23 protein-coding genes and 2 pseudogenes are annotated in these 22,449 nt (G+C 71.0%); 16 read left to right on the top strand and 9 right to left on the bottom strand.

Features of this window, described 5'->3' with window-relative positions:
- Positions 1-231 precede the first annotated feature (231 nt).
- A complete protein-coding gene (locus ACY0MJ_RS04155) occupies positions 232-2,082 on the top strand; it encodes a phosphoenolpyruvate carboxykinase (GTP) (protein WP_462637017.1) in 1,851 nt (616 codons plus the stop codon).
- Positions 2,083-2,165: 83 nt separating this feature from the next.
- Here the strand turns inward: ACY0MJ_RS04155 and ACY0MJ_RS04150 are convergent, their stop codons facing one another.
- The gene (locus ACY0MJ_RS04150) at positions 2,166-2,375 is read right to left on the bottom strand and encodes a hypothetical protein (RefSeq protein WP_462637016.1); all 210 of its coding nucleotides are present in this window, start codon (positions 2,373-2,375) and stop codon (positions 2,166-2,168) included.
- Between the two features lie 12 nt (positions 2,376-2,387).
- A complete protein-coding gene (locus ACY0MJ_RS04145) occupies positions 2,388-2,705 on the bottom strand; it encodes a hypothetical protein (protein ID WP_462637015.1) in 318 nt (105 codons plus the stop codon).
- Positions 2,706-2,828: 123 nt separating this feature from the next.
- On the opposite strand from ACY0MJ_RS04145, the gene ACY0MJ_RS04140 reads away from it, so the two are divergent.
- From ACY0MJ_RS04140 to ACY0MJ_RS04130, 3 genes are all read left to right on the top strand, one after another.
- Positions 2,829-3,794, top strand: coding sequence for a LysR family transcriptional regulator (locus tag ACY0MJ_RS04140; RefSeq protein ID WP_462637014.1), 966 nt, complete (start codon positions 2,829-2,831; stop codon positions 3,792-3,794).
- A 13-nt stretch (positions 3,795-3,807) separates the two neighbouring features.
- The gene (locus tag ACY0MJ_RS04135; RefSeq protein WP_462637013.1) at positions 3,808-4,641 is read left to right on the top strand and encodes a metallophosphoesterase; all 834 of its coding nucleotides are present in this window, start codon (positions 3,808-3,810) and stop codon (positions 4,639-4,641) included.
- A 138-nt stretch (positions 4,642-4,779) separates the two neighbouring features.
- Complete coding sequence (locus tag ACY0MJ_RS04130; protein WP_462637012.1) at positions 4,780-4,920, top strand: hypothetical protein; 141 nt, start codon at positions 4,780-4,782, stop codon at positions 4,918-4,920.
- Positions 4,921-4,923: 3 nt separating this feature from the next.
- Here ACY0MJ_RS04130 and ACY0MJ_RS04125 read toward each other — a convergent pair whose 3' ends face one another.
- Positions 4,924-5,838, bottom strand: coding sequence for a LysR family transcriptional regulator ArgP (locus ACY0MJ_RS04125; protein ID WP_462637011.1), 915 nt, complete (start codon positions 5,836-5,838; stop codon positions 4,924-4,926).
- Positions 5,839-5,912: 74 nt separating this feature from the next.
- Here ACY0MJ_RS04125 and ACY0MJ_RS04120 point away from each other — a divergent pair, with 74 nt between their 5' ends.
- Positions 5,913-7,253 (top strand): D-amino acid dehydrogenase, encoded by a 1,341-nt coding sequence (locus ACY0MJ_RS04120; protein ID WP_462637010.1) that lies wholly within the window; start codon positions 5,913-5,915, stop codon positions 7,251-7,253.
- Between the two features lie 74 nt (positions 7,254-7,327).
- On the opposite strand, the gene ACY0MJ_RS04115 is transcribed toward ACY0MJ_RS04120, so the two are convergent.
- Genes ACY0MJ_RS04115 through ACY0MJ_RS04105 form a run of 3 tightly spaced genes read right to left on the bottom strand, consistent with a single transcriptional unit; the run spans position 7,328 to position 11,338 of the window.
- Positions 7,328-9,673 (bottom strand): xanthine dehydrogenase family protein molybdopterin-binding subunit, encoded by a 2,346-nt coding sequence (locus ACY0MJ_RS04115; RefSeq protein WP_462637009.1) that lies wholly within the window; start codon positions 9,671-9,673, stop codon positions 7,328-7,330.
- A 46-nt stretch (positions 9,674-9,719) separates the two neighbouring features.
- Complete coding sequence (locus ACY0MJ_RS04110) at positions 9,720-10,553, bottom strand: M14 family zinc carboxypeptidase (RefSeq protein ID WP_462637008.1); 834 nt, start codon at positions 10,551-10,553, stop codon at positions 9,720-9,722.
- Positions 10,554-10,564: 11 nt separating this feature from the next.
- Positions 10,565-11,338, bottom strand: coding sequence for an alpha/beta fold hydrolase (locus tag ACY0MJ_RS04105; protein WP_462637007.1), 774 nt, complete (start codon positions 11,336-11,338; stop codon positions 10,565-10,567).
- 40 nt (positions 11,339-11,378) lie between these two features.
- Between ACY0MJ_RS04105 and ACY0MJ_RS04100 the strand changes: the two genes are divergently transcribed.
- From ACY0MJ_RS04100 to ACY0MJ_RS04090, 3 genes are all read left to right on the top strand, one after another.
- A complete protein-coding gene (locus ACY0MJ_RS04100) occupies positions 11,379-11,888 on the top strand; it encodes a flavin reductase family protein (protein ID WP_462637006.1) in 510 nt (169 codons plus the stop codon).
- Positions 11,885-12,304 carry a MarR family winged helix-turn-helix transcriptional regulator gene (locus ACY0MJ_RS04095; RefSeq protein WP_462637005.1) on the top strand — a complete coding sequence of 140 codons (420 nt, stop codon included), beginning with the start codon at positions 11,885-11,887 and terminating at the stop codon, positions 12,302-12,304. The genes ACY0MJ_RS04100 and ACY0MJ_RS04095 overlap by 4 nt, the downstream gene beginning before the upstream one ends.
- 76 nt (positions 12,305-12,380) lie before the next feature.
- A complete protein-coding gene (locus tag ACY0MJ_RS04090; protein ID WP_462637004.1) occupies positions 12,381-13,286 on the top strand; it encodes a DMT family transporter in 906 nt (301 codons plus the stop codon).
- Between the two features lie 95 nt (positions 13,287-13,381).
- Here the strand turns inward: ACY0MJ_RS04090 and ACY0MJ_RS04085 are convergent, their stop codons facing one another.
- Positions 13,382-14,164 carry a class II aldolase/adducin family protein gene (locus ACY0MJ_RS04085; RefSeq protein WP_462637003.1) on the bottom strand — a complete coding sequence of 261 codons (783 nt, stop codon included), beginning with the start codon at positions 14,162-14,164 and terminating at the stop codon, positions 13,382-13,384.
- 138 nt (positions 14,165-14,302) lie between these two features.
- Between ACY0MJ_RS04085 and ACY0MJ_RS04080 the strand changes: the two are divergent.
- Both ACY0MJ_RS04080 and ACY0MJ_RS04075 read left to right on the top strand, forming a co-directional pair.
- Positions 14,303-14,476: pseudogene (locus ACY0MJ_RS04080) on the top strand (LysR family transcriptional regulator); the annotation flags it as partial.
- Between the two features lie 63 nt (positions 14,477-14,539).
- Positions 14,540-15,193, top strand: coding sequence for a substrate binding domain-containing protein (locus tag ACY0MJ_RS04075; protein ID WP_462637096.1), 654 nt, complete (start codon positions 14,540-14,542; stop codon positions 15,191-15,193).
- Here the strand turns inward: ACY0MJ_RS04075 and ACY0MJ_RS04070 are convergent.
- The gene (locus ACY0MJ_RS04070) at positions 15,190-17,202 is read right to left on the bottom strand and encodes an acetoacetate--CoA ligase (RefSeq protein WP_462637002.1); all 2,013 of its coding nucleotides are present in this window, start codon (positions 17,200-17,202) and stop codon (positions 15,190-15,192) included. The two genes, ACY0MJ_RS04075 and ACY0MJ_RS04070, sit on opposite strands and share 4 nt — an antisense overlap.
- 51 nt (positions 17,203-17,253) lie before the next feature.
- Between ACY0MJ_RS04070 and ACY0MJ_RS04065 the strand changes: the two are divergent.
- The 5 genes and pseudogenes from ACY0MJ_RS04065 to ACY0MJ_RS04045 form a co-directional block, all read left to right on the top strand.
- Positions 17,254-17,340: pseudogene (locus ACY0MJ_RS04065) on the top strand (cyclase family protein); the annotation flags it as partial.
- Positions 17,341-17,504: 164 nt separating this feature from the next.
- Positions 17,505-18,107, top strand: coding sequence for a TetR/AcrR family transcriptional regulator (locus ACY0MJ_RS04060; protein ID WP_462637001.1), 603 nt, complete (start codon positions 17,505-17,507; stop codon positions 18,105-18,107).
- A gap of 193 nt (positions 18,108-18,300) precedes the next feature.
- Positions 18,301-19,188 (top strand): alpha/beta hydrolase, encoded by an 888-nt coding sequence (locus tag ACY0MJ_RS04055; RefSeq protein ID WP_462637000.1) that lies wholly within the window; start codon positions 18,301-18,303, stop codon positions 19,186-19,188.
- A gap of 70 nt (positions 19,189-19,258) precedes the next feature.
- Positions 19,259-20,596 (top strand): solute carrier family 23 protein, encoded by a 1,338-nt coding sequence (locus ACY0MJ_RS04050; RefSeq protein ID WP_462636999.1) that lies wholly within the window; start codon positions 19,259-19,261, stop codon positions 20,594-20,596.
- Positions 20,597-20,603: 7 nt separating this feature from the next.
- Complete coding sequence (locus ACY0MJ_RS04045; protein ID WP_462636998.1) at positions 20,604-21,026, top strand: hotdog fold thioesterase; 423 nt, start codon at positions 20,604-20,606, stop codon at positions 21,024-21,026.
- A gap of 98 nt (positions 21,027-21,124) precedes the next feature.
- Here ACY0MJ_RS04045 and ACY0MJ_RS04040 read toward each other — a convergent pair whose 3' ends face one another.
- Entirely contained in the window at positions 21,125-21,691 is a 567-nt protein-coding gene (locus ACY0MJ_RS04040) for a cob(I)yrinic acid a,c-diamide adenosyltransferase (protein WP_462636997.1), read from the bottom strand.
- 151 nt (positions 21,692-21,842) lie between these two features.
- Here ACY0MJ_RS04040 and ACY0MJ_RS04035 point away from each other — a divergent pair, with 151 nt between their 5' ends.
- A complete protein-coding gene (locus ACY0MJ_RS04035; protein WP_462636996.1) occupies positions 21,843-22,424 on the top strand; it encodes a hypothetical protein in 582 nt (193 codons plus the stop codon).
- The last annotated feature ends 25 nt before the right edge of the window (positions 22,425-22,449 follow it).

Raw genomic sequence — 22,449 nt, 5'->3', positions numbered from 1 at the left:
TCTTGGCCACGGCCGCGTGGCTGGCCGCATGAACCCATGCACGGTTTGCATGGAATCGGGGTGGCACAGCGGTGGATCCACCCCCCTGCTCCCTAAAATGGCCGGTCCAGCCGACCCGGCGGTGGACGCCGCAGCCGACTTGGGAACGAAGCCTGTTTTGAAAAGGGCGCGCCGGGCTGAACGACCGACTCGCTCCTTTGAAAACACGCTTTTCAAATAGGAGCTTCGAGGATGAACTCTCCCGCCATGCGCGGCCTGAACCTGCAGGCCCCCGCCTACGTCAAGAACGCACGCCTGATCGCCTGGGTCGCCGACATGGTCGCCCTGTGCAAGCCGGACCAGGTCTACTGGTGCGACGGCAGCCAGGAGGAATACGACCGCCTGTGCCAATTGCTCGTCGACAACGGCACCTTCAAGAAGCTGGACCCGGTCAAGCGCCCGGGCTCCTACCTTGCCTGGTCCGACCCGAGCGACGTCGCCCGCGTGGAAGACCGCACCTTCATCTGCTCCGAGAAGAAGGAAGACGCCGGCCCGACCAACAACTGGGTCGCCCCGGCCGAGATGCGCAAGACGCTGCAGCCGCTGTTCGACGGCTGCATGCGCGGCCGCACGATGTACGTCGTGCCCTTCTCGATGGGCCCGCTGGGCTCGCCCATCGCCCACATCGGCATCGAGCTCTCCGACAGCCCCTACGTGGCCGTCAACATGCGGCTGATGACCCGCATGGGCAAGGCCGTGTACGACGTGCTGGGCGTCGACGGCGACTTCGTGCCCTGCCTTCACACCGTCGGCGCGCCGCTGGAGAAGGGCCAGAAGGACGTCGCCTGGCCCTGCAACAAGACCAAGTACATCGTCCACTACCCCGAGACGCGCGAGATCTGGTCCTATGGCTCCGGCTACGGCGGCAACGCGCTGCTGGGCAAGAAGTGCTTCGCGCTGCGCATCGCCTCCACCATGGGCCGCGACCAGGGCTGGCTGGCCGAGCACATGCTGATCCTGGGCGTGACCTCGCCCGAGGGGAAGAAGTACCACGTGGCCGCCGCCTTCCCCTCGGCCTGCGGCAAGACCAACTTCGCCATGCTGATCCCGCCCAAGGGCTTCGAGGGCTGGCGCGTCACCACCATCGGCGACGACATCGCCTGGATCAAGCCCGGCCAGGACGGCCGCCTGTACGCGATCAATCCCGAAGCCGGCTACTTCGGCGTCGCGCCCGGCACCAACACGCAGACCAACCCGAACTGCATGGCCAGCCTGGACAAGAACGTGATCTTCACGAACGTGGCGCTCACGGACGACGGGGACGTGTGGTGGGAAGGCATGAGCGAGCCGCCGGCGCACGCCATCGACTGGCAGGGCCGCGACTGGACGCCGCAGATCGCCAAGGAAACGGGCGCCAAGGCCGCGCACCCCAATGCGCGCTTCACGGTCGCCGCCACCAACAACCCGGCCCTCGACCCCGCATGGGACGACCCGGCCGGCGTGCCGATCGACGCCTTCATCTTCGGCGGCCGCCGCTCCACCACCGTGCCGCTGGTGACCGAGGCCAACGACTGGGTGGAAGGCGTTTACATGGCCGCGACCATGGGCTCCGAGACCACCGCCGCGATCGTCGGCCAGGTGGGCGTCGTGCGCCGCGACCCCTTCGCCATGCTGCCCTTCACGGGCTACAACATGAGCGACTACTTCCAGCACTGGCTGGACCTGGGCAAGAAGCTGCAGGCCAGCGGCGCGAAGCTGCCGAAGATCTTCACGACCAACTGGTTCCGCAAGGGCGAGGACGGCAAGTTCGTGTGGCCCGGCTACGGCGAGAACATGCGCGTGCTGAAGTGGATGATCGACCGGATCGAGAACCGGGCCCGCGGCGAACGCCACGTCTTCGGCATCAGCCCCAGCTACCAGGAGCTGAACTGGGAAGGCCTGTCGTTCACGCCCGAGCAGTTCGACAAGGTGATCAGCATCGACCCGGAAGCCTGGCAGAAGGAGCTGGAGCTGCACGAGGAGCTCTTCCAGAAGCTGGAACAGCGCCTGCCGCAGGAGCTGAAGGCGACCAAGGCGCAGATCGAGAAGCGGCTGGCGGCCTGATCGCCCCACACCAACGAAAGGGCCACCTCGCGGTGGCCTTTTTCATGGCTTGTCATCCCGGCGCAAGCCGGGATCCATGCCTCTCAGTCCCGCCAGGGCTTCAGGTGGTACGCCACCCCGAGCACGAAGGCCGGCTGCGCCTTGGCAGCGGCCTGGCGCTGTTGCCACTTCAGCATCCTCTGCTGCGCCCGGCGGCGGGCGACGCGGTGGGACCAGGCATCCAGCCACTTCAGCAGCGGCGCGGGCAGCTGCCGCACGAGCTGGCTCACCCGGTCGGTGTGGATGGCGGCCATGGTCGGCGCTCCTCAGTAGTAGCGGCGGACCTCGGCGCCGGCGTCGCGGCTCATGGCGCGGCTCAGGTCGGCCATGATGCGGGCGTCCTGCAGGGCCAGGTTCCAGAGCTTCTCGTCCTGGATGCGCTGCAGGCGGGCGGCCGCCCAGCGGTTGTACAGCTTGCGGGCGCCGGCGGAGGCGCGGGTCACCGGCGCGCCGACGGCGGCCAGGGCGCGCAGCGTGGCGCGGCTGATGTTCAGGTCGAGGCTGCGGACCGCATCCAGGCCGCGGATCACGCGGCTCAGACCGTCGTGCTGGGCGCGAGGTTCGATGTTGACGAAACGTGCCATTTGGCTTCCCCTTTTCTTTCTCGACGCTTCAGGCGGGATTGCCTTCTGCGTTGGTACGTATCCTAGGGGTTACCCTGATATTTGGCTACTTTTTAGTAGTGATGTATATCATTCACGAATCGTATGAGAGCGCCGAACTTCCGCACGCTGGACCTGAACCTGCTCCGGGTCTTCGACCAGGTGATGGCCGAGCGCAACCTGACCCGCGCCGCCCGCAACCTCTCGATGACGCAGCCGGCCGTGAGCAACGCGCTCAACCGCCTGCGCGACGCCCTGGGCGACCGGCTGGTCACGCGCAGCGGCTACGGCGTGGAGCCGACGCCGCGGGCGCTGGCGCTCTGGCCGGCGGTGGCCGACGCCCTGCGGCAGCTGGAAAGCTCCATCACGCCCGGCAACTTCGTCGCCTCGGAAGCCTCGCAGAGCTTCACGCTGGCGATGGCCGACGCGACGGCGGCCGTGGTCATGCCCAGCCTCGTCGAGATCCTGGAGAGCGACGCGCCCGGCATCTCGGTGCGGGTGGTGCCGCTCACCACGCGCGACCCGCGCCGGCTGCTGGACGAAGGCACGGTGGACCTCGCCGTCGGCTTCTTCCCCGCCGTGCTCGCCGACCTGACCGCCCAGGAGCAAGGCAGCGGCATGGCGGCCTTCGGCTACCAGCGCCTCTACGAGAGCGTGTACGTGTGCGTGATGCGCAAGGGCCACCGTCTCGCCAAAGGCGCGCTGACGCTGGATCGGTTCTGCGCGGCGCGCCACATGCTCGTGAGCTTCTCAGGCCGCCCCTACGGCTTCACCGACGAGGCGCTCGCCTCGCTGGGCCGCCAGCGGCGCGTCGTGCTGACGGTCAACCAGTTCTTCACCGCCGGCCGCGTGGTGGAGACCTCGGACCTGCTGACCGTGCTGCCGCGGCACTTCATCGGCGTGACGGGCCGCGCCGAGGCGCTCGTCTACCGCGACCTGCCCTTCAACGTGCCCCCCGTGCACGTCGATGCGCTGTGGCACCGGCGCCAGACCCAGCGGCCCGACCACGGCTGGCTGCGCCTCGCCGTCGCCACGGCGGCGCGCAAGGGGTTCGAGCAGGGCGTGCAGTAGGTAGGATGGCCCGGTGAAGATCCAGCTGATGTCCGACCTGCACCTGGAGTCGCAGCCCGGCTACCGGCCGCGCCCCGCGCCCGACGCCGACTTGCTGGTGCTGGCGGGCGACATCGGCTCCTACCAGAAGGGCTCGGGGCTCGAGGACGACGACTTCGGCCTCGCCCGCGTGGCGCCGCTGCACGGCTGGCCCGTGCCCGTGCTCTACGTCCCCGGCAACCACGAATACGACGCGCTCGACTTCGACGCGACGCACGCGCGCCTGCGCGCCACCTGCGAGCGCCTGGGCATCACCTGGCTGGAGCGCGAGGAGCGCGTGTTCGGCGACGTGCGCTTCCTCGGCACGACGCTGTGGGCCGACTTCGACGCGCTGGTGCTGCGGCCCGGCGAGCCGGAGCCGACGCTGCAGCAGGTGCTGAAGCAGCGGCACAAGGCCTTCCGCGCGGCCAACTTCTACCTGCAGAAGGCGGCGGCGATGCGCCACGGCCGGATGATGCTGGCGGAGGAATGGCGCGAGCAGGCGCTGGTGTGCCAGGCCTGGCTGCGCGAAGCGCTCGCGCGCCCCTTCGGCGGCACCACGGTGGTCGTCACGCACTTCGCGCCCAGCCTCGCGAGCTTCGACCCGCGCTATGGCATCACGCCGGCCACCGCGGGCTTCTGCAACTCGCTGCAGGACCTGCTCGCGCAGGCGCAGTTCTGGCTGCACGGCCACCTGCACTGCCAGCACGATTACGTGGAACGCGGATGCCGCGTGGTGGCGAACACGCTCGGCTATGCGCGCAAGGGCGAGCAGGAGGGATTCCGCGAACAGTTCGTGCTGGACCTCGCGGCGCCCCGCGCCGATTGATGCGTTAGTTTTCGCCCCGCGCTGCCTCGACAGCATTCCGGCACACTTCGGACAGGGACTTTACAAAGCAGACGCTCCGCGCCACGCGTGCCGGCGCACACTGGCCGCAAGCGCATCGGTGTGCGCAGGGAGGCCGTCATGAAGCCGTTCTGGGTGCAGACCCTTGCCTGGATCGCGGCCGTCCTCGTCGCCGTCCTGCTGGCGATGGCCAACCCCGACGGCCAGGGCCTCTTCTTCGGCAACGGCATCCTGCCGCACGGCGCCGACGCGCCGCGCTGAGGCTCACGCGGGGCGCAGCGCCTCCTGCGCGGCCGTCGTCAGCGCCGAGCTCAGCTGGTCGAGCACGGCGGATTCCAGGTTCCAGCAATGCCAGTAGAGCTGCACCGGCACGCGCGTGCCCGGCGCGATGTCCACCAGCCTGCCTTCCGCCACCAGGCCGCGCACCAGCAGGTCCGGCACCACGCTCGCGCCCCAGCCCGCCAGCACCGCGCGCACCTGCCCTTCCGAACTCGGCACGAACAGCTGCTGCAGCGACACCCGCTTGAGCCGGAAGGCGCGGCCCACGAACTCGGACTGCATGTCGTCCTTGCGGTTGAACGCGACGAAAGCCGTGTCGCGGAAGTTGTGCTGCGTGAGGCCCTGCGGCAGGCGCTCGCGCGCGTACCGCGCCTCGGCCACGGCCATGTAGTCCATCGCGCCCAGCGGCACCACCTTGCAGCCGCGCAGCGCCTGCTTCACCGTCGTCACGCACCCGAGCACCTGGCCTTCGCGCAGCCACTCGTGCGTGAAGTCCTGGTCGTCGGTGATGATCTCCAGCGGCAGCCCCTGCCGCGCCAGGCCGTCCAGCGCCGGCAGCGCCCATGTGGCGATGCTGTCGGCGTTGATCGCGAGCGAGATGCGCTCCTCGTCGCGCGCGCCGCCGCCCGCGTTGGGCGCGAGCTCGCGCAGGTCGCGGTCCAGGTCGGCGCGCAGCAGCCTCAGCTGCTTCGTGTGCTTCAGCAGCAGGCGCCCCGCCGCCGTCGGCCGCAGCGGCCGGCTGCGCACCACGAGCACCGTTCCCGCCTGCGCCTCCAGCGCGCGCAACCTCTGCGAGACGGCCGACTGCGTGACGTGCAGCCGCTGGGCTGCGCGCTCGAAGCCCCCTTCCTCCACGATGGCGGCCAGCGCCTCGAGCGCGGCGGGATCGAAGGTGGTCATAAGCGATCCTGATGATTCCGCAGACAGTTTAATTTGGCTTTTGAAATGCGGAGGCCCGCCGCAAACTGGTGGACATGAAGACTCTTGTCCTGGGCGCCGGCATCATCGGCATCAGCACCGCGTGGCACCTCGCCGAGCGCGGCCATGAAGTGACCGTCGTCGACCGGCAGCGCGACGCCGCGCTGGAGACGAGCTTCGCGAACGCCGCGCAGATCTCGGTGAGCTACTGCGAGCCCTGGGCCAACCGGCACGCGCCGGCCAAGATGCTCAAATGGATGTTCCGCAACGACGCGCCCCTGCTGTTCCGACCGCGGCTGGACTGGCAGCAGTGGCGCTGGGGCCTGGAGTTCCTGGCCCAGTGCAACGACGCCGCCTTCGAGCGCAACGTGCAGCAGCTGGTCGCGCTGGGCGCGTACAGCCACGCCGCGCTGAAGGACGTGGTCGCCGCCACCGGCATCGACTACCACCGGCTGGAGCGGGGCATCGCCCACTTCTACACCGACGCCCAGGCCTTCGACGAGGCCGGGGACGCCGCCGCGCTGATGCGCCGCTTCGGCGTCGACCGCCGGGTGGTGAGCCGAGAGGAGCTGTTCGCGATCGAGCCGGCCTTCCGCAACTTCGACCGCATCGTCGGCGGCACCTACACGGCCAGCGACGAGAGCGGCGACGCGCGCGTGTTCACGCAGCAGCTGGCGCAGCTGTGCGCGGCGCGGGGCGTGCGCTTCCTGTTCGGCCACGACGTCGAGCGGCTGGAAACCTTCGGCGGCGGCATCGAGGCGGTCCGCGTGCGCGAGCGCGCCACCGGCATCGTGCAGCGCCTGAAGGCCGACGACGTGGTCGTCGCCTGCGGCTCCTGGAGCGCGCCGCTGCTGCGCCAGGTGGGCGTGGACCTGCCGATCTATCCGGGCAAGGGCTACAGCGCGACCTTCAAGCTGAAGAAGCCGGCGGATGCGCCCTTCGTGAGCAGCATCGACGACGAGGTGAAGGTGGCGATGAGCCGCCTGGGCGACGAGCTGCGCGTGGCGGGCACGATCGAGGTGTCGGGCTACGACGCGACGTTGCAGTCGCAGCTGGCGCAGGACCGCTGCCGCATGCTGGCCGAGCGCATCGAGCGGGTGCTGCCGGGCGTGTGCGACACGCGGCTGCCGGAAGAAGGCGGCGACCCGAAGTTCTGGACCGGCCTGCGGCCGGCGACGCCGACCAACATCCCGTACATCGGCCGCACCCGCGTGCGCGGGCTGTGGGTGAACGCGGGGCACGGCACGCTGGGATGGACCCACGGCGCCGGATCGGGCAAGGCGATGGCGGAGCTGATCAGCGGGCGGACGCCGCGGATGAATTTCCGGTTCTACGGGTTCGAGGCGCCGCGCGGTGATTACCAGGAAGCCGGCCTCGGGATGTCATCCCGGGCTTGACCCGGGATCCATGGTGGCGTGGTGCCACGCCGCCGTGGATTGCGGCTCGAGGCCGCAATGACAACCGCGGCGGCTCAAGGCCGCAATGACTGGTCGTTCAAGGCCGCCCACACCTTCGCCGGCGTGAGCGGCATCTGCACGTTGCGCGCCGCGTCCTTCTTCCCCGCCCGCGCCAGCGCGTCCGCCACCGCGTTCACCACGCTCGGCGCGGCGCCGATGGTGCCCAGTTCGCCCACGCCCTTCACGCCCAGCGGGTTCGTGGTGCAGGGGACCGTCTCGTTCATCTCGTTGACCAGGTCGCAGGCGATGAGGTCGGCGCGCGGCGCGGCGTAGTCCATCAGCGTGCCGGTGACCGGCTGGCCGCTGTCGCGGTCGTAGACCATCTGCTCGGTCAGCGCCTGCCCGATGCCCTGCAGCGCGCCGCCATCGAGCTGGCCGCGCACGATCATCGGGTTCACCACGCGGCCGACGTCGTTCACGCTGGAATAGCGCACCACCTGCACGGCGCCGGTCTGCGGATCGATCTCCACCTCGCTCACGTGGCAGCCGTTGGGCCAGCTCGGGCCCGCGACGGCGCTCGTGTGGTCGGTGAAGATGTGGCCGCCCGGCTGGCGGCCCGCCAGCTCGAACAGGCCGATGCCCACGTCGGTGCCCTTCACGCGGAAGCGTCCCGCGGTGTACTCCAGGTCGGCCGCCGAGGCTTCCAGCGCCTGCGCCGCGAGCCCGCGCGCCGTCTCGAGCGTCTCCTGCGAGCCGAGATGCAGCGCGGAGCCGCCGGTGAAGAGCGAGCGCGAGCCGGCGCTGCCGAAGCCGTCGCCGCGGTCGGTGTCGCCCAGCACCACGCGCACCTTGTCGATGGGCACGCCGAACACGTCCACCACCAGCTGCGCCAGCGTGGTGGCGATGCCCTGCCCCATCTGGTTGACGGCGGAGAAGACCTCGATCACGCCGTCGGCCTTCACGTCGACCGTCACGCGCTCCTCGAACGCGTTGCCGCTGGTCCATTCGAGGAAGGTGGAGATGCCCAGGCCGCGCAGCTTGCCGGCCGCGCGGCTCTGCGCCGCGCGCGCCTCGAAGCCGCTCCAGTCCGCGAGGTCCAGCCCCTCGTCCATGATCATCTCGAAGCGGCCGACGTCGTAGACCTGCCCCACGGCATTGCGGTAGGGCATCTGCTCGGGGCGCACGAAGTTGCGCCGGCGCAGCTCGACGCGGTCGATGCCGGTCTGGCGCGCGGCCTCGTCCATCAGGCGCTCCATGATGAAGATCGCCTCGGGCCGGCCGGCGCCGCGGTAGGCCGCGGTCGACGCCGTGTTGGTCATGACGCAGCGGATGTGGAAGTCCACCACCGGCACGTCGTACACGCTCGTCTGCACCCAGGGGCCAACCACCATCGGGATCACCATGCCGGTGGCCGTCGCGTAGGCGCCGACGTTGGCCAGCGTGCGCAGGCGCAGCCCGAGGATGCGGCCGTCGGCGTCGAGCGCCAGTTCGGCCTGCGCCTTCTGGTCGCGGCCGTGGAAGGACGAGAGGAATTCCTCGCTGCGGTCGCCGACCCACTTCACCGGGCGCTTGAGCGTCCAGGCGGCCCAGGCGGTCGCCGCGTCCTCGGGATAGATGCCGGTCTTCATGCCGAAGCCGCCGCCGACGTCGCCCACGGTCACCCGCACCTTGTCCGGGCCGATGCCCAGCACGTCGTTCGCGAGCGAGTTGCGCACGCCCGAAGGCATCTGGCTGCTCATGCGCAGCGTGAGCCGGCCGTCCTCGGCCACCCACGCGAGCACCGAGCGCGGCTCGATGGTGAGCGCGGCGACGCGCTGGTTCACCACCGTCAGCGGCACCACGTGCGCGGCCCGCGCGAAGGCGGCGTCGGTCTGCGCGGCGTCGCCGATGCGCGCTTCGGCGGCGACGTTGTCGGGTGCGGCGTCGCACAGCACCGGCGCGCCCGGCGCGACGGCGGCGTCGAGGTCGACGACGTGCGGCAGTTCCTCGTACTCGACGAACACGGCTTCGGCCGCGTCGCGCGCCTGCTGCAGCGTCTCGGCGACGACCAGCGCCACCGGCTCGCCGACGTAGCGCACGCGCTCGTGCGCGAGCGCCCGGCGCGGCGCGGTGGCCGTGGGCGAGCCGTCGGCGCGCCGGAAGGCGGGGTTGGTGGGGATGGGCTGCACGCCGGCCTGCACGAGCTCGGCGCCCGTGGCGACCTTCAGCACGCCGGGCAGCGCTTCGGCCGCGGAGGTGTCGATGGAGACGATGCGCGCGTGCGGATAGGGCGAGCGCACGAAGACGGCGCGCAACTGCCCGGCGGGCACGATGTCGTCGGTGTATTGCCCCAGGCCCTTCAGCAGGCCCTCGTCCTCGATCCGCTTCACCGCCCGGCCGCTGCCGAAGCGGGCGGGGCTGTCCAGGGTGTCGGTGCTCATGGGGCCGGAGTCTCGCCGATTTTGGGATTCCCCGTCAGCCCCGTCCTCAACGCGCCGCCGGCCCGTCGCCCGGGATCTTGGCGGCGGTCCAGCGCAGCAGGTCCAGCCACATCTGCCGCATCTCGGCATCCAGCGGCGTCCGCTGCGCGTTCGGCAGCTCGATCGTCACGACCGGCACGCCCTTGTGCACGCCCCCGTAGTTGCCCAGCGAGCCCGGGAAGATCCCGACCTGGTCGAGGTACAGGCGCCCCAGGCGCGAAGGCGGCACCGAGGGCCCGTCGAAGTCGAGCACGCCGTAGGGCGCGTGGATGGACACGATCAGGTGCGGCTTGAAGCGGTCCATCTGCTCGTGCACGAAGCGCGACTCCGGCTCCGACAGCGGCGCCGGCCCCGGCCAGCGGCGCGGGTCCTTGCGGGTGCGCTTCTGCCAGTAGATGGCGGCGTCGCGCTCCCAGTTCGGGGTGGAGAAGTTGCGGTTGAGGTCCACGCCGTGCGCGTTCATGCGCTTCGGCGGGCGCGCCAGCAGGCCGTCCGGGTTGAGCACGGGCAGGAAGCGCCAGTGCACCGGCTGCGGCATGTCGAAGCGCTCGTCGGCGGCGAGCCGGATCCAGTGGAAGGCGACCGAGGCGGACGACAGCTCGTCGCCGTGCATGGCGCCGATCACCAGCACGCGCAGCTTGCCGGTCTCGGCGCCGATGTCGCGCGTGTACAGGGGCGCGCCCTGCACCGAGCGGGCGCCGCTGTCGACCAACTGCGCCGACTCGCACAGCGCGCGCGAGAGGTTGGGCAGCCGCCCCACGAACCGGTCGCACGGCCCCATCGCGGCGGCCTGCGCGCCCCCTGCGAGCGCCAGCAGCGCCGCGCACCAGAATCTCTTCACGCGTCCCTCACTCAATGCAGCAGCCGGTCCGGCAGCTCCTGGAAAGCGAGCAGCATGGCATCGAATTCGTCCGGCGCCTCCAGGTTCTGGAGGTGGCCGATGCCCTTCATCTCGTGGTAGTTGCCGTCCGGGATCGCCGCCGCCATGGCCTTCATCGCGGCGGGCGGGGCGTGCCGGTCATGCTCGCCGGCCACCAGCAGCGTCGGCACCGCGATGTCGGGCAGGTTGCGGCGGCGGTCGAACGTGGCGCTGCACTCCAGCGCGCGCCGGTAGGTGGCCGCCGGCACCAGGCCCATGCAGTGCGTGGCCAGCCGCACGCCCTCGGGCAGCGAGCCCGGACCGACGATCTGCGGCACCAGCGTCTCCGCCAGTTCCGCCATCGTCTTGCCGGCGTCGAGCGGGGCGGTCCCCTGGGCGACCAGGTCGCCCTGCCCGCCGCCGTGGTCCAGCGTGCCGCACAGCACCAGGCGCCGCACGAGGTCGGGCCGGCGCGCCACCACTTCCTGCGCCACCATGCCGCCCATGTTGTGACCGAGCAGGATCACCTGCTCGCACTTGAGGCTTTCGATCAGGTGGATGCAGCTTTGCGCCAGGCCCTTGAAGGTGTAGGGCTCGATCGGCGCGCTGTAGCCGTAGCCCGGCATGTCCCAGGCGACGGCGCGGTAGCCGGCGCTCGCGAGCGTCTCGACCTGCGGCGCGAAGGCCAGGTGGCCCCCGGCGATGCCGTGCAGCATCAGCACGGTCGGGCCGCCGCCCAGCGTTGTGAAGGCGGGCACGCTCGTCATCGGCGCATAATACATGAAATTTCATGCAATCCGCGCCACCATGACCCCGCCGCGCCAGGCCCGCCCGCCCAGCTTCTCCGCCCACGAATTCCGGGCGGCGCTGGGCATGTTCGCCACCGGCGTCACCATCGTCACGGCGCGCACGGCCGACGGCCAGGTGATCGGCTTGACGGCCAATTCCTTCAACTCGGTCTCGCTCTCGCCGCCACTCGTGCTGTGGAGCCTCTCGCGCGCCGCGGCCTCGATGGTGGCGTTCAGCAGCGGCTCGCACTACGCGATCAACGTGCTGGCGGCGGAGCAGAAGGCGCTGGCCGAGCGCTTCGCCACGCGCGGCGGCGACCGCTGGCGCGGCGTCACCTTCGAGGCCGGGGCCGGCGGCGCGCCGCTGCTGCACGGCGCGGCCGCGACCTTCGAGTGCTTCAACCGCAGCCGCTACGAGGAAGGCGACCACGTGATCTTCGTGGGCGAGGTGGAGCGCTGCACCCACCGCCGCGGCGCGACGCCCCTGCTGTTCCACGGGGGGCGCTACTACACGGAGCTGCCGCTGTGAGCCGCTTCGCCGACGCGGACCTGGGCACGCTGCTGGAGCAGGCGAGCCATGCGCTGTACAAGAATTTCGACCAGCAGGTGCGCGCGGCGGGGCTGAGCGCCACCGAGTGGCGGGTGCTGGCCACCCTGCACGGAAGCCCCCCGCTCACGGTGAGCCAACTGGCGCAGGAAGTGGCGGCCAAGCAACCCACGGTGACCAAGCTGGTGCAGCGCATGAGCGAGCAGGGCTGGGTGGTCCTGCAGGCCGACCCGGCCGACCAGCGCCGCACGCTGGTGAGCGCCAGTCCGGCGGGGCGCCGGGTGGTGCGGCCGCTGCTGGAGAAGGCGCGGGCGCACGAGTCGCGGATGCTGGGGGCGCTGGCGGCGTCGGAGCAGGCGGCGTTGAAGAAGTTGCTGGCGAAGCTGGCGGGGCGGTGAGACCGGCGGTGGGGTTCGCTGCGCTCACCGCCACCCTACGGAAGACTGGATCCCGACCCGTCCGTACACTTCAGTGATGCGCGAACGAAAAGAACACCTCGATAGCCTCGCCGTCACCCTCCTCATCGCCTGCTGCCTGTTCTGGGGCTTCCAGCAGATCCTGATCAAGACCACCGTCGGTGAAGTGCCGCCGCTGTGGCAGGCGGCGCTGCGCTTCGCCGGGGCGACCGTGCTGCTGTGGGGCTGGTGCGCCTGGCGCGGCGTGCGGCTGTTCGAGCGGGACGGGACGCTGGCGGCGGGCCTGCTGGCCGGGGCGCTGTTCGCCGGCGAGTTCACCTGCATCTACCTGGGGCTGCGCGACACGGCGGCTTCGCGCCTGACGGTGTTCCTCTACACCTCGCCCTTCGTGGTCGCCCTGCTGCTGCCGCGCATCATCCCGGCGGAGCGGCTGCGGCCGGCGCAATGGGCGGGGCTGGGCATCGCCTTCGCCGCCGTGGCGGTGGCCTTCAGCGAAGGTTTCACCTCCGGCCACGGCAGCGCGCGGCAACTGCGCGGCGACGCCTTCGGCCTGGCGGCCGGCGTGCTGTGGGGGCTGACCACGCTGGTGATCCGCAGCACGAAGCTGGGATCGGCGACGGCGGAGAAGACGCTGTTCTACCAGGTGGCGGTGACCGCCGCCGTCGCGCCGCTGCTGTCGCTGGCGCTCGGCGAGGCGTGGTCGCTGCACTATTCGGCCTACGCGTGGGTGTCGCTCGCGCTGCAGACGGCGATCGGCGCCTTCGCGAGCTACCTCGCCTGGATGTGGATGCTGCGCTACTACCCGGCCACGCGCCTGTCGTCCTTCACCTTCCTGGCGCCGCTGTTCGCGCTGCTGCTGGGAGTGCTGCTGCTGGGCGAGCACCTGACGCCGCAGCTGCTGGTCGCCCTGGCCGCCGTGGCGGCGGGGATCGTGCTGGTGAACCGCAAGAAGCTGGCGCGGTAGCTGGGGTTCGCTGCGCTCACCGCCAGCCTACGAAGAAGGAGCGCCCGCGGCCCGTAGGCTGGAGGTGGGCGCGAGCGAACCCCAGCTCCGGCGCGTTACGACGCGAACGCGGGATCGAGGTCCCACGCCCAGCGCAGCATCGCGTCCCACAGCAGCGTGTTCTGCTCGCCCTGGCGCGCCGTGCGGTCGTACTGGGCCGAGGCGCGCTGCGCGATCTCGTCGCTGGGCAGCACCAGCGCCGCGCCGCTCGCCTGCGCCGCCACCTGCACCTCGCAGGCGCGCTGCAGCATGTAGTGCTCGGCGAAGGCGTCGCCGATGCTGGGGCCGCACACCAGCAGGCCGTGGTTGCGCAGGATCATCACGTTGCGGTCGCCGAGGTCCGCGGCCAGCCGCACGCACTCCTCGCGCTCCAGCGTGATGCCCTCGAAGTCGTGGTAGGCCACGCGCCCCGCGTAGAACATCGCGTTGAAGCTCAGGGGCAGCAGCCCGTCGCGCTGGCACGAGACCACCTGCCCCGCCGTCGTGTGCGTGTGGATCACGCAGTGCGCGTCGGCCCGGGCCGCATGCACCGCGCTGTGCACGATGAAGCCCGCCGGGTTCACCGGCCAGGGGCTGGGCTCCACCTTGCGGCCGTCCAGGTCGATCTTCACCAGCTTGCTGGCGGTCATCTCCCGGTACATCAGCCCGAAGGGGTTGATCAGGAAATGGTCGCTGCCGGTGACGCGCACCGTCAGGTGGTTGTAGATCAGCTCGTGCCAGCCCAGGTGCGCGAACAGCCGGTAGGCCGCCGCGAGCTCGCAGCGCAGTTCCCATTCCTCGGGCGCGATGGCTTGCGGCCGGCGCTGCTGGAACGCGTCGCGGAGGCTGCCGGTGGTCATGGATATCTCCTGGGAGGTCGTTCCTGGAATCATAGGTCGAGCACGACCCGTGGCGACTGTCGGGATGGGACAATCCTAGGAACGGACTCGACGCGGATCAATGCCTCCCCGTGGCCGCTGTGTTCCGAATCCTGAACAATGAACTGGGACGACTTCGACGCTTTCTGCCAGGTGGTGGACCACGGGGGCTTCAGCGCCGCCGCGCGCGCGCTCGACCGTCCCAAGTCCAGCCTCAGCGCCTCGGTGTCGCGCCTGGAGGCGCAGCTGGGCACGCGGCTGCTGGAGCGCACGACGCGGCAGCTGCGCCTGACCGACGCCGGCGAGTCCCTCTACCGCGACATCTCCAGGCCGTTCGCGCAGCTGCGCGAGCGGGCCGTGGACGCGCTCGCGCAGGGCGCGACGGTCCAGGGCACCTTGCGCGTGGCGGCGCCCTACGAGTTCGGCGCCCACCACCTCGCCTCGGTGGCCTGCATGGTGATGCGCCAGTTTCCGCGGCTGAAGGTCCACATGGACGTGGAGCATGCGCGGGTGCCGCTGTTCGAGCGGCACTACGACCTCGTGTTCTCGGCTCTGGAGCACAGCGCGGCGCCGGCCACCGTGGTGACGCGGCGCGTGTATTCGCTGGAGCGGGGCCTGTTCGCCTCGCCCGAGTTGCTGGCGGGCCGGGAAGCGCCCCAGCATCCCGAGGAGCTGGACCACCTGCCGCTGCTGGCCGGCGGCGAGGACCACGCCTGGTCCTTCAGCGACGCCGCGGGCGACAAGGTGTCCGTGGAGATGCGCAACCCGCGCCTGCGCACCGGCAACGCCGAAGTTCGGCTGAAGGCCGCGATCGGCGGCATCGGCGTGGCGCGCATCACGTCGACCTTCTGCGCGCAGGCGGTCGCGGAAGGCAAGCTGGTGCAGCTGCTGCCGGACTGGCGCTGCGAGCCGCTGCGGATCTACGCGCTGCTGCCCGGCCGCAGGCTGGTGCCGGCGAAGGTGCGGACCTTCCTGGACCTGCTGGAGCAGGAGGCGCAGGGGAGCCTCTAGACCTTCCGCGCCGCCATGTCCTCGGCGTACTGCACGTACCACGCCAGGCAGCCCGGGTTCGCCATCGCGTCGGGGTTCACCACCTTTGCCAGCGGTTGCCCCAGCAGCAGCTTCTTCACCGGCAGTTCCTGCTTCTTGCCCGAGAGCGTGCGCGGCACCTCGGGCGCCTGCACGATGTCGTCGGGCACGAAGCGCGGGCTCAGCGCGTTGCGGATCGCGCCGGCGATCTTGGCGCGCAGGGCCGCATCGAGTTCCACGCCGGGGCGCAGCACCACGAACAGCGGCATCCAGCTCTCGCGTCCCAGGTATTCCAGGTCCACCACCAGCGAGTCGAGCACCTCGGGCAGCGCCTCGACGGCGCTGTACAGCTCGCTCGTGCCCATGCGCATGCCGTGGCGGTTGATCGTGGCGTCGCTGCGGCCGTAGATGATGCAGCCGCCCTCCGGCGTGATCTTGAGCCAGTCGCCGTGGCGCCAGACGCCCGGGTACATGTCGAAGTAGCTGCCCAGGTAACGCTGGTTGGCTTCGTCGTTCCAGAAGTACAGCGGCATGGAGGGGATCGGCCGCGTGCACACCAGCTCGCCCACTTCGCCGATCACCGGCTTGCCCTGCTCGTCCCACGCCTCCACGGCGCACCCGAGCAGCCGGCACTGCATCTGGCCGGGCCGCTGCGGCAGCTCGCGGTTGCCGCCGATGAAGGCGCCGGCGAAGTCGGTGCCGCCGGAGATGTTGCACCACCAGATGTCGGGCACGCCCAGCGCCGCGAACTGCCCGGTGCCCCAGCGCTGCACGTCCTCCGGCAAGGGCGAGCCCGTGGTGCCGAGCGCGCGCACGCTCTTCAGGCCCGGGAAGTCGGCGAGGCGCAGCCCCGCCTTCATGCAGTTGGAGAAGAAGGCCGCCCCGGCGCCGAAGAAGGTGACGCCCAGGTCGGCCGCGAAGCGCCACAGCACCGTCCAGTCCGGCTTCTCCTTGCTGCCGCCCGGGTTGCCGTCGTAGATGCAGCACGTGGTGCCCAGCGCCAGTCCCGCCATCTGCGCGTTCCACATCACCCAGCCCGTGGAGCTGTACCAGTGGTAGCGCTCGCCGAAGCTGTTGGCGTCGTAGCTGCAGCCGACGTCGTTGTGCAGGCCCGTCATGAGCAGCATCACCAGCAGGATGCCGCCGTGGCCGTGCACGATGGGCTTGGGCAGGCCGGTGGTGCCGCTGGAGTAGACGATCCACAGCGGATGGTCGAAGGGCAGCCACAGCGGCTCGAAGGCATCGACCTCGGGCCCCGTGCGCGCGGCCGCCTCGGCCAGGTCCGTGTGCGGCGGCAGGCCGCGGCCCGCGTCGCCGCCCAGGTTGCGCAACACCATCAGGTGGCGCACGGTGGGCAATGCCGCCTGGAGCTCCGCGACGACGGCGCCGCGGTCGTGGTCCTTGCCGCCGTAGCGGACGCCGTCGCAGGCGATCAGCACCTTGGGCTCGATCTGCTTGAAGCGGTCCAGCACCGCGTTCGTCCCCATGTCGGGCGCGCAGATGCTCCAGACGCCGCCGAGGCTCGCCACCGCCATGAAGGCGACCATGGCCTCGGGCACGTTGGGCAGGTACGCGGCGACGCGGTCGCCCGGCTGCAGGCCCTGCGCCTTCAGGTGCAGCGCGAGGGCGGCGGCCTGGCGGCGCAGCTCGCGCCAGGAGAGTTCGCGGTGCTGGCCCTTCTCGTTGCGGCTGATGATGGCCGGCAGCCCCGCGGCATGGGCGGCCTCCACGTGGCGGAACACCTGGTGCGCGTAGTTGACCTGCGCGCCCTCGAACCAGCGCGTGCCCGGCATCGCGTCGCCGGACAGCACCTGCCGGTGCGGCGTGGGCGACTGCAGCTCGAAGTAGTCCCAGATCGATTGCCAGAACGCCGCGAGGTCGCGCACCGACCATTCCCACAGCGCCTGGTAGCTGTCGAAGGCGAGGCCGTGCCGGGCACGCAGCCAATCCTGGTAGAGGCGGAGGCGGGGAACGTACGGTGCGGAGGACATGGCGGCCAGATTAGCATTGGCGCCAGCACCGCCCAAGGAGGTTTTCCATCCCGCCAGGACCTGCCCGACGGCGAGGGCTGGGCGGTGGAGAAGGTGAGCCTGTCCACGCACAACAGCACCCACCTGGACGCGCCCTTCGTGCACCCGGCGCACAAGTACGGCCAGAGCCACGACGCCTCTTCGACGAACGCCTGTCCTCCTGAACCTGGGTCTGGCTCCCTCTCCCGCTCGCGGGAGAGGGCGGGGGGTGAGGGCCCGCGGGGCCTCTTGCAATTTCGCACATTCGTGCTAATCTCCACGCCGTGGATGCCAAGACCCAGAAAAGCGAACTCACCCGCGCCGCCATCGTCGGCGCGGCGCTCGACCTCGCCGCGGCCGAAGGCCTGGAGGCGATCAGCATCCAGGCCGTCGCCGACCGCGTCGGCCTCTCCAAGAGCGGCGTGTTCTCGCGGGTCGGCTCGCGCGAGGCGCTGCAGATCGCGGTCGTCGAGGAGTTCGGCCGCCGCTTCATCGCCGACGTCTTCGTCCCCGCCATGCAGCAGCCCAAGGGCCTGCCCCGCCTGAACGAGATCGTGCGGCGCTGGATCCTGCGCACGCGCGACGTCGAGGCGCAGACCGGCTGCATCTTCACCGCCGGCGCCTTCGAGCTCGACGACCGCGAAGGGCCGCTGCGCGACTTCCTCCTGGGCGAGGTGACGCGCTGGCGCGGCGCGCTGCGACGCACCGTGCTGCAGGCCGTGGAGGCCGGCCACCTGGGGCCCGGCACCGATCCCGAGCAGCTGGTCGCCGAGGTGTACAGCCTCGCGATGGGCCTGCTGCACGACATCCGCTTCCTGCGCGACCCGCGCGCGGCCGAACGCGCCCAGCGCAGCTGGGAGCGGCTCGTGAAGACCTACCAGCCCTGACAACAAGCCGGAGACCGTCCGCCGTCCTTCCCTGCCCATGTTTCGCACGATCGTGCGAGAAAGGAAACCGCCATGCTCACCCTGCTCTCCCTGGCCGCCCTCGCCGGCGGCTGGCGCGTCGCCCGCGCCGCCCTCGAAGCCCTGCGCCGCCTGCCGCGCAGCAACGACGACCTGGTCTTCTTCTGAGGTCCGCATGAACAGCCCCTCCTCCGCCGCCGACGCGTCGGCCGGCTACTACCAGGCGAGCGCGGGACTGCGCCTGTCGCGGCTCGCGCTGGGCGCGGCGCAGAAGCTGTGGCCGGCTCTGGCCGTGCGCGCGGCCACCCGCCTGTTCACCACGCCCCTGCCGCCCCGCTGGCTGCGCCGGCATCGATGGGACACGGCCTGGCGCGCCGAGCGCTGGCCTTTCGAGGACGCGCAGCTGACCGTCTACACGCCGGACGCCGCCCCTGCGGCACCGGTGGCGCTGCTCGTGCACGGCTGGGGCGGGCACGCGCGCCAGCTGCTGCCGCTCGCCGAAGCGCTGTCGCGGCAGGGCTGGCGCCCCGTGCTGCTGGAGATGCCCGCGCACGGCGGCAGCGCCGGACGCACCAGCAACCTGCCGCAGTTCGCCCGCGCCATCGACTATGCGGTGGGACGCCTGCAGCACGAGGGCCACGCGATCGGCCTGCTGGCGGCCCACTCGCTGGGCGCCAACGCGGCGGCCTACGCGGCCAGCCGCGGGCTCGCCGTCGGCAAGCTGGTGCTGCTGGCGCCGCCCGCCTCGCCGCGCGCCTACACGCACTACTTCGCGCAGGTCTTCGGACTGGCCGAGGCCACGCGGCGCGCCATGCAGGAGCGCATCGAGGCGCGCGAGGGCGTGCTGATGCGCCAGTTCGAGCCGCGTTCCGTGGCGCCGCGGCTGCGCCTGCCCACGCTGGTGGTGCACGACCGCGGCGACCGCATCAACGCCTTCGCGGACGGGCAGGCCTACGCGCATGCGGTCCAGGGCGCGCAGCTGCTGGCCACCGAGGGATTGGGCCACCGCCGCATCCTGAAGGACGGCCAGGTGATCGCCGCCATCCTCGCCTTCGCCCGGTGACGCGCGCGTCCTTGCGCGGCCCCGTCATTGCTCCTAGCATCGCGTGCCACTACACAGAGGAGAGCGAGAGATGGGAATGTTCGACTGGACGGAACGGCCGGCGGAGGTGCTGCAGCAGGGCGGCGTGATCGCGCCCGACGAGCGCCTGCCCTGGCCGCAGACGGGCGCCATGGGCGTGCAGCACGTGATCGCGATGTTCGGCTCGACGGTGCTCGCGCCCATCCTCATGGGCTTCGACCCCAACATCGCCATCCTCATGAGCGGCATCGGCACGCTCATCTTCTTCGTCATCACGGGCGGCAAGGTGCCCAGCTACCTGGGCTCCAGCTTCGCCTTCATCGGCGTGGTGATCACCGCCAGCGCCTATGCCGGCAAGGGACCCAACACCAACATCGCCGTGGCGCTGGGGGGCATCATCGCGTGCGGCGTCGTCTACGCCATCGTCGGTGCCATCGTCCACGCCATCGGCACCGGCTGGATCGAGCGCTTCATGCCGCCCGTGGTGACCGGCGCGGTGGTCGCGGTGATCGGCCTCAACCTCGCGTCGATCCCGGTGAAGAACATGGCCGCCAGCAACTTCGACAGCTGGATGCAGGCCGTCACCTTCGTCTGCGTCGGCCTGGTCGCGGTGCTCACGCGCGGCATGGTGCAGCGCCTGCTGATCCTGGTGGGCCTGGTGCTCGCCAGCATCATCTACGGCGTGCTCACCAACGGCATGGGCTACGGCAAGCCGATCGACTTCTCGGGGATCGCCAACGCCGCCTGGGTCGGCCTGCCGAGCTTCACGGCGCCGGTGTTCTCCGCCCCGGCCATGCTGCTCATCGTGCCGGTGGCCATCATCCTGGTGGCCGAGAACCTGGGCCACATCAAGGCGGTGACCGCCATGACCGGCCGCAACCTCGACCCGTACATGGGCCGCGCCTTCCTCGGTGACGGCGTCGCCACCGTGGTGAGCGGCTTCGCCGGCGGCACCGGCGTGACCACCTATGCCGAGAACATCGGCGTGATGGCCGCCACCAAGATCTATTCGACGGCGGTGTTCCTGTTCGCCGCGGTCATCGCCGTGCTCCTGGGCTTCTCGCCCAAGTTCGGCGCCGTGATCCAGGCGATCCCGCTGCCCGTGATGGGGGGCGTGAGCATCGTCGTGTTCGGCCTGATCGCGATCGCCGGGGCCAAGATCTGGGTCGACAACCGCGTGGACTTCTCGCAGAACAAGAACCTGATCGTCGCCGCCATCACGCTGGTGCTGGGCACGGGCGACTTCACGCTCAAGTTCGGCGACTTCGCCCTCGGCGGGATCGGGACGGCGACCTTCGGCGCCATCCTGATCTACGCGCTGCTGAACCGCAGCACCTCGCCGGGCGTGGCCGTCGCCGACGCGCCGAGCGTGGAGACGACGACGCGATAATCGCCGCATGCCGATCTGGACCCGCCCCATCTCCGTCGAGGAACTCGCCGCCATCCACCGGGGCACCGCCCCGGCCCACCTGGGCCTGGAGTTCCTGGAGGTGGGCGACGACTTCATCCGCGGGCGGATCCCGGTCGACGAGCGCACGCGCCAGCCCTACGGCATCCTGCACGGGGGCGTGAGCGTGGTGCTGGCGGAAACGCTCGGCTCCTGCGGCGCGATGTACAGCACGCCGATCGGCTATCGCGTCGTCGGCCTGGACATCAACGCCAACCACATCCGCGGCGCGCAATCCGGCTGGGTCACCGGCAAGGCCACGCCGGTGCACGTGGGGCGCAGCACGCAGGTGTGGGCGATCGAGATGCACGACGACCAGGGGCGGTTGACGTGCGTGTCGCGGCTGACGCTGGCGGTGTTGCAGGAGCGCTGAGGCCCTCACCCCGGCCCTCTCCCGCCAGCGGGAGAGGGAGGAATGCGGGCTCCCTCTCCCGCCTGCGGGAGAGGGCGGGGGGTGAGGGTCCCCGCGCGCTACTCCTCTTCCGACCGCGCCAGCCGCGCGCTCTTCCAGTAGACGTCGTCCCCGCCGTCCATGCGGTTGAAGACGCGCGCCAGCACGAACATCAGGTCCGAGAGCCGGTTGAGGTACTGGCGCGGCGTGTCGCGCAAGGCGTCCTGCCGGCCCAGCGCCACCACGGCGCGTTCCGCGCGGCGGGCGACGGTGCGGCAGACGTGGGCCTGGGCGGCGGCGCGGTTGCCCCCGGGGAGGATGAATTCCTGCAGGCGGGGCAGCTGCTCGTTGTAGTGCGCGAGCGCCTGGTCCAGCGCCAGCACCGCGTCGGCCTTCAGCAGCTCGAAGCCGGGAATGGACAGCTCGCCGCCGAGGTTGAACAGCTGCTGCTGGATCTCCAGCAACAGGTCGCGCGCCTCCGCGGGCAGCCGCTCGCACAGCAGCACGCCGACGTGCGAGTTCAGTTCGTCGACGTCGCCCATGGCGTGCACCCGCAGGTGGTCCTTGGGGACGCGCGTGTTGTCGCCCAGCCCCGTGGTGCCGTCGTCGCCCGTGCGCGTGGCGATCTGGGTCAGCCGCTTGCCCATCGTGGTTCTCCTTGCGGCCATTGTGCGCGAAGCGCCTGAACGGTCCTACAGCGTTATCCGCCGGCAGAGGCTCTTCCGTTGCGCGCGGTCAAGCCACGATGCGACCAGGCCGCCTGCGCCTTGGGGCGGCACCAGCTCCAGGAGTCCGCACATGCATGCCTTCGTTCGCCTCATCGCCGCCGCCGCCTGCGCCGCGGCGGCTGCTTCGGCCTTTCCGGTGCAGCGCATCGGCGCCGGAAAGGCGCCCCCGGCGCCTTCCGCCAGCACCCGCGCGGCCAACGCGCGCCCGGACCCGGCGGGGCTGCGGCCCATGTTCCCGGCCGGCATCAGCTCCGGCAGCGGGGCCGCCGTGTCCGGCGACCCGATCGCGTCCACGACCTCGCCCATCCCCGCGGGCATGCCGCCGCCCGCCGGCTCCCCGGTGGTGGTGGGCGGCGGCGGGAGCGTGCGCGTGCCGGCGGAGCTGCCGCCCGGCGGGCTGGTGGCGCCGAACACCACCGTCCTGGGCGCCGGCTCCAGCGTGCGCGGGCCGGCGCAGGACGCCGACGGCGCCGGCGGCTTCGCGGCCGCCGATACGGCGCGGTCCTTCTTCTTCGCCGACAGCAACCACGACGGCGAGCTGACCCACGCCGAGTTCCGCCGCCTGAGCATCATGACCCAGAGCTTCGAGGAGATGGACCGGAACTACGACGGGGTGATTTCGCGGTTCGAATACGACGATTCCGTGCTCTGAGCCGGGGCGACTACACTGCGGGCTG

The organism is Ramlibacter sp. bp-362, assembly GCF_054956735.1.
This window is presented reverse-complemented; position numbering and strand designations above follow the sequence as displayed.

What these genes read in the sequence shown, in the direction of transcription:
- ACY0MJ_RS04125 (WP_462637011.1), bottom strand. Translation starts at nt 5,838, where the DNA reads ATGACCACCTTCGATCCCGCCGCGCTCGAGGCGCTGGCCGCCATCGTG.
- ACY0MJ_RS04120 (WP_462637010.1), top strand. Translation starts at nt 5,913, where the DNA reads ATGAAGACTCTTGTCCTGGGCGCCGGCATCATCGGCATCAGCACCGCG.
- ACY0MJ_RS04130 (WP_462637012.1), top strand. Translation starts at nt 4,780, where the DNA reads ATGAAGCCGTTCTGGGTGCAGACCCTTGCCTGGATCGCGGCCGTCCTC.
- ACY0MJ_RS04100 (WP_462637006.1), top strand. Translation starts at nt 11,379, where the DNA reads ATGACCCCGCCGCGCCAGGCCCGCCCGCCCAGCTTCTCCGCCCACGAA.
- ACY0MJ_RS04140 (WP_462637014.1), top strand. Translation starts at nt 2,829, where the DNA reads ATGAGAGCGCCGAACTTCCGCACGCTGGACCTGAACCTGCTCCGGGTC.
- ACY0MJ_RS04150 (WP_462637016.1), bottom strand. Translation starts at nt 2,375, where the DNA reads ATGGCCGCCATCCACACCGACCGGGTGAGCCAGCTCGTGCGGCAGCTG.
- ACY0MJ_RS04155 (WP_462637017.1), top strand. Translation starts at nt 232, where the DNA reads ATGAACTCTCCCGCCATGCGCGGCCTGAACCTGCAGGCCCCCGCCTAC.
- ACY0MJ_RS04050 (WP_462636999.1), top strand. Translation starts at nt 19,259, where the DNA reads ATGGGAATGTTCGACTGGACGGAACGGCCGGCGGAGGTGCTGCAGCAG.
- ACY0MJ_RS04090 (WP_462637004.1), top strand. Translation starts at nt 12,381, where the DNA reads ATGCGCGAACGAAAAGAACACCTCGATAGCCTCGCCGTCACCCTCCTC.
- ACY0MJ_RS04105 (WP_462637007.1), bottom strand. Translation starts at nt 11,338, where the DNA reads ATGACGAGCGTGCCCGCCTTCACAACGCTGGGCGGCGGCCCGACCGTG.
- ACY0MJ_RS04055 (WP_462637000.1), top strand. Translation starts at nt 18,301, where the DNA reads ATGAACAGCCCCTCCTCCGCCGCCGACGCGTCGGCCGGCTACTACCAG.
- ACY0MJ_RS04035 (WP_462636996.1), top strand. Translation starts at nt 21,843, where the DNA reads ATGCATGCCTTCGTTCGCCTCATCGCCGCCGCCGCCTGCGCCGCGGCG.
- ACY0MJ_RS04040 (WP_462636997.1), bottom strand. Translation starts at nt 21,691, where the DNA reads ATGGGCAAGCGGCTGACCCAGATCGCCACGCGCACGGGCGACGACGGC.
- ACY0MJ_RS04085 (WP_462637003.1), bottom strand. Translation starts at nt 14,164, where the DNA reads ATGACCACCGGCAGCCTCCGCGACGCGTTCCAGCAGCGCCGGCCGCAA.
- ACY0MJ_RS04070 (WP_462637002.1), bottom strand. Translation starts at nt 17,202, where the DNA reads ATGTCCTCCGCACCGTACGTTCCCCGCCTCCGCCTCTACCAGGATTGG.
- ACY0MJ_RS04145 (WP_462637015.1), bottom strand. Translation starts at nt 2,705, where the DNA reads ATGGCACGTTTCGTCAACATCGAACCTCGCGCCCAGCACGACGGTCTG.
- ACY0MJ_RS04115 (WP_462637009.1), bottom strand. Translation starts at nt 9,673, where the DNA reads ATGAGCACCGACACCCTGGACAGCCCCGCCCGCTTCGGCAGCGGCCGG.
- ACY0MJ_RS04045 (WP_462636998.1), top strand. Translation starts at nt 20,604, where the DNA reads ATGCCGATCTGGACCCGCCCCATCTCCGTCGAGGAACTCGCCGCCATC.